The organism is Candidatus Cloacimonadota bacterium (assembly GCA_020532355.1).
GTDB lineage: Bacteria > Cloacimonadota > Cloacimonadia > Cloacimonadales > Cloacimonadaceae > UBA5456.
Window position 1 is genome coordinate 1 of sequence record JAJBBD010000080.1, and the last position, 4,788, is coordinate 4,788.

The 4,788-nt window shown below is 44.4% G+C and carries 3 protein-coding genes; all 3 read right to left on the bottom strand.

From position 1 onward, the window contains the following. Positions 1-349 precede the first annotated feature (349 nt). Genes LHW48_02690 through LHW48_02700 form a run of 3 tightly spaced genes read right to left on the bottom strand, consistent with a single transcriptional unit; the run spans position 350 to position 4,587 of the window. Positions 350-2,065, bottom strand: a complete 1,716-nt coding sequence (locus tag LHW48_02690) for a dynamin family protein (GenBank protein MCB5259366.1) — start codon at positions 2,063-2,065, stop codon at positions 350-352. A 2-nt stretch (positions 2,066-2,067) separates the two neighbouring features. Further along, positions 2,068-4,089, bottom strand: coding sequence for a dynamin family protein (locus tag LHW48_02695; GenBank protein MCB5259367.1), 2,022 nt, complete (start codon positions 4,087-4,089; stop codon positions 2,068-2,070). A gap of 57 nt (positions 4,090-4,146) precedes the next feature. Beyond that, complete coding sequence (locus LHW48_02700) at positions 4,147-4,587, bottom strand: hypothetical protein (protein ID MCB5259368.1); 441 nt, start codon at positions 4,585-4,587, stop codon at positions 4,147-4,149. Positions 4,588-4,788: the final 201 nt, after the last annotated feature.

Here is a 4,788-nt window from a genome sequence, read left to right on the forward strand (position 1 = left end):
GATTTGATTCTTTAATAGCTTATCTGAGGCGAATCCGGAAGATCGTTATCGAATCACAATCTGCACCCCGCTTGACAATCCAAAGCGCGGGCTATCCGGGATATTGCCTTAGTTCTTTGCAATTAAGAAGTGACACCTGAAATGTCAAATCGTGACACCCGTTTGACAAAACCGCGGAAAAGCCCTCAGTTTGTGACACTCTTTTGTCAAATCATCGTAATCCAGAGATCATTAAAACTGACAGTAATTTGTCAAATCATGACAGCAAGTTGGCAGGTTGTGCCACTGATTTGTCAGACGACTTAGTGCAGAAACAACACATTCGCTTTTTTTCTTCACAGTTTTCTGATTAAATCGTTTCGTCCAAGGATTTTAGATACTTAATCAAGCTTTCCACGTAACGCTGGAGAATTGCTTCCGGAGGCATCTCTGCGGTTTTGGTGAAATTATCAGTAAGTTCAATTACCGTTGACCGCATAACATTGTTAAGGTTAGCTTGGAATTCAGACATGTAATGATTTCCAAAATCTGCTCTGGCCCGGCGGAATTCTTTTTCCACCCCCCTTTTCAATTTCTCCTTATTTTTGGGGAGTCCGAAGAGATTGGCAATACCGCCGGCCAAAGTTCCAATCAATGCATAAAAGGGCACGATAACCAGCAAGGCAGGCATGGTAGCAGCTGTCATTGCGACCACGATTGACCCGCCCACCAAGCCAAACGCTCCACCAATGGCAGCTCCTTTTTTAACGCCTTCGATCAGCATCTCCGGCATAGTGATGTTCTCTCCCTCAACCTCCGCGATTATCTTCTTTTGAAATGAGAGATGCAGTTCATCGGCCTTGCTCAGTTCGAGGGCGATGTTCTCCACTGCGTTTTTCCACTCGGAAGAATAGGCGGAGCTTATCAGGGCAAACATCTGTTCCAGCCTGCGGTTGATGTTGTCGTTGGAAACCGCCTGCTTAACCATTGAGTTTATCTCGGAAGAGCTGTGAGAATCATTTATTGCTGCCAGCACCTGTTCTTCTTCCTCCGCCAGAAACTTGTTTTCGAGCCATTCTTCCGCCAAACCTTTTAGTGTCCTGCCGATAGAGTCCCGATGATAATCGCATTTATTGCGGAACAACAGGATTTGATTGAGGAGATAATCAACTCTATTCTTGGCCAATTCGTGCAATGCCTTGTCTTTAAGAGCCAAGGCGTACATACTGCTTAGAGTGCTTTCACTTTTAACCCGCTTTACCTCTTCATCAATCTCTTTAAGATATTCAAGCAGTTCTTTGATGCCGCTTGATCTTGGAGTGTCACCATCCTTAACCTCAAGGCCGATTCTTGCCCATAAGGAAGAGAACACCATTATTTTCTGGAAGTACAGTGAGTAATTGTTCCTATAGTAGTTGAGGATGGCATCCGCCTCATTTCCGATCTCATCGATCCTGCTTACCACGCCGATCATGGGCTTACCCAGCTTGGCAACAGCGGACAACCTTTCCCGCACATCCGACTGGCCGGCGTGGTTGGCGTTAAATACCCAAATGATTACATCAGACGAATTGAAGAAGTTAACCGTAGCGTTCTCATAGCTTGCGTTGATAGTCTCCAAGCCTGGCGTATCCACCAGATGGAGGTTCTTTAGCGCTGTAGAGTTAAGGCAAAGGCGTATTTCCGCTCTCTGTTTGTTTTCATGGATATACTTGCTTTGCGAGGCATAGTATTCCCAAACAACTTCTCTACTACCGGTTTCTACCACTTGTTCATCAAGTAGGAGAGATGCATTGGGTTCTTCTCCGAATGAAACATCGACAATGCATGAAGTGGCTTCCGTTACGTCCACCGGGGAAACATCATCCTGCAGAATCGCGTTTATCAGGCTTGATTTCCCCGCTTTTACTTCCCCCAGGATGACCACATTCAAAGGCTCAGACGATCTTTTTTCAATGAACTTGGCGTCTGCCATAAGCTGTCCGGCTTCCTTGCTGAACAGGGCAATAATAGAGTCAGATTCTGAAGACACATCCCTCAAGGGCGATTGTTTAAACAATGACAGGTAATCATGTAATTTTTTCATGGTTAATCCTTCTTAATTCTTGTGATTATATCCGGTGCCATAATGGCAAACAACATCGATCTCTGGCTAGTTGAGATATCTTCTGACAAAATACGCTCGATCACCCCGTATAGCAGGTCAGACACGATGGGTTTTTTCGAAGGCTTGCAATGAAGTAAAGAGAAGCTTGAGATCTGCTCTTGCGAAAGTTTTTCAACAGCGATTTTTATATTATCTTCGACTACTAGATTGATCTTTTCTATCAGATTGCTAATGATCTTATCCGTTTCAGTCTGGACCTTGTCATGGAGTCTCTTAAGTTTATCTTCAGCGGACTCCGAGAAGATGCTGCCCAAAACTCCACCCAGGAAAGCACCGATCATAGTTCCCAAGCCAGGAACCACAAAGGAACCGATCAGTGCGCCCACTGCTCCTGCAGATATGGTGTTGGCCGTCGTGTTGTCGGTGAATGAATCGTCAAGCCTGATGGTTGGAGCTTCAATGCATATCTTTTGTGATTTTACCTCTACCTGTTTGATCAACGCAAACTCACTGAAAGTAACCTCCTGGACCTGGTAATCCAGAAAGCCCTTTATCACAGCTTCAATTTCTTTTAAATGGCTATTATACGTCACGATCAGTTCGTTGGTTTTGAGTATTGTTGAAGCAACGAAACTGCCCCCCGCATTGAGAAGTTTGATCGCTTCCAAGTCACAAATCTCATTTCTTATACGACTGTTCACCTGTTTGCGATAGCGTTCAAGGCTTATACTCAGATTTCTCTCAAGGGACTTTGCCAGACGCTGCGCTTCATCATGGATGGTCTTGCTATCTTGCCATAATTTATTGGTGTCTGCCTGTAGTCTTGCTAGATAATCATTTACGCTATCCGTCATCTTATCGTTCAGAAGCTTGATCCCCTTGGATTTGCTTCTGTAGCGGATCACCCTGGCCTGGGCGCTGAACACTTCCCGGATATGTTCAAGCAGTTGCTCAATGTTGCTCTGTTGCGTTAGTTGTTGGTCATTGGCCGACACTCCCAACCAGGCCTGCTTAGCCGAGAACGGGATGATCTTCGGGAAAACACCGCCATAGATTTCCAAGGCCTGCGCCATAACTTTTTCCACCCCCTCTTTCCCTTGCTGTTCATACACTTGGTCTATTCTGTTAAGCACAGCGATTGAGTTACGAAGACTCCGATCATTCCCTGATAGCTTGATGATCTTCTTGATCAGATCCTGAGTATTCTTCGATGAGATGGTGGTAGCGTCAAGCAGCCAGATCACGCCGTCCGCTTTGAAATAATAATCCGATAGGCCGTATCTTTCATCTCCCAGCAGGTCCTGTATCAGTCCAGGCGTATCCACAAGCCGGTATTCATCGAGTATGGCGTTCTTTCCCGGAATGTGCCAGATCACTTCGTCAACTTGGGACTGATAGATCATAGTCTTTTCCAAGTATGCCTTATACTGCTCCTTCGCCTCCAGGGTCGGTAGATCGGCGGAATTGGCGTTAAAAACCTTCATGGCCTCAATTTCAGATCTTTCCCTTTTCTTCTCTTCTGAAGCCAAAAACCTTCTGGCTTCAACTTCAGGCATGACTTCCCGGGTTGAATCCCGAAAGACCAGTTCTAAAGTGACATCATCAGAACCCGTTTCAGCTTTTTCGAATATGTCTATCTTCCACGTTTTCGGCAGGACACCCACATCCGCCAGTTCCTTGCCAAGCAGTGCGTTTACAAGGGTGGATTTGCCATAATTCCCCATCCCGATCACGAACAGCAAGAACGGCTTTTTGACACTTTCCTTTAGGTTCATGAGTTCGTAGGCAGTGTCATTCATCATGTCGTTCAGATCTTTCAGCATTGACCCCTTGGCAAACTCGCTGAGATCATCAATAACTGAACTCCAGTAGTTGATCTCCTGATTTAATTCCAGTGACAGGATGTCCATCGCTTTTTCCCTAAGCAGCATATCCATCCCATGGAGCAGCTTGGAATAGAGAGCCAGCCCCTTATCATAGGCACTCAACTCGCTTGATAGCATGGGAGTGGGAGAATCCGAATATGTGTCCATGTTTACAGAACTTGTTAAAACCTTTAGTTATCTAACTTGCATACTACTGATGAATGCATAAGCTACAGGCACCAAGATCAGCAAAACAAAAACCAGGATCCAATTAAGCATCTTGTTCATAAACCGGTATTGGATTAGATTGGTTTCCTTGATCGTTTCCAGAACTTCTATGGTTTTCTTGTGATATTCCTTGTGAGATTCTTCTAAACGGGTAAGGAAATCCTCTATACTGGAAATCTCTTTTACAATAGATTTTGTGTTTTTCTCTTGGATCTTCATCAACTGACTAAACCCTTCAGATGCCTTCTGGATCGTATTAGCATAGTTGCCAATCTCAGACACAGTATCATTGATCGACCTTTCCAGTTCCTGAAGAGTTTCCTTCACCTCGGTGTTGATAACGAGACTGGATACTGATTCTAACAGGCCATTGAACTCATTTTTCAACTGATCGTTCATATCTGGCATTTTTCTTCTCCCTGGTTTCGATAATCTAAACTTTTCTATATTCTTTACATTTATGAGTTCCGGTCATCCACAGAGTACTTCTTCCAATTCATAATCTCTCCTTACATCCATAATAGCAGTAGCTTGGATAAGGCTATAGGTACCTTTTTTGCATAAAACCATCGCCAGATTATATGTTTCGAAACCTTACCAATTCGTCAA

What these genes read in the sequence shown, in the direction of transcription:
- LHW48_02690 (MCB5259366.1), bottom strand. Translation starts at nt 2,065, where the DNA reads ATGAAAAAATTACATGATTACCTGTCATTGTTTAAACAATCGCCCTTG.
- LHW48_02695 (MCB5259367.1), bottom strand. Translation starts at nt 4,089, where the DNA reads ATGCTATCAAGCGAGTTGAGTGCCTATGATAAGGGGCTGGCTCTCTAT.
- LHW48_02700 (MCB5259368.1), bottom strand. Translation starts at nt 4,587, where the DNA reads ATGCCAGATATGAACGATCAGTTGAAAAATGAGTTCAATGGCCTGTTA.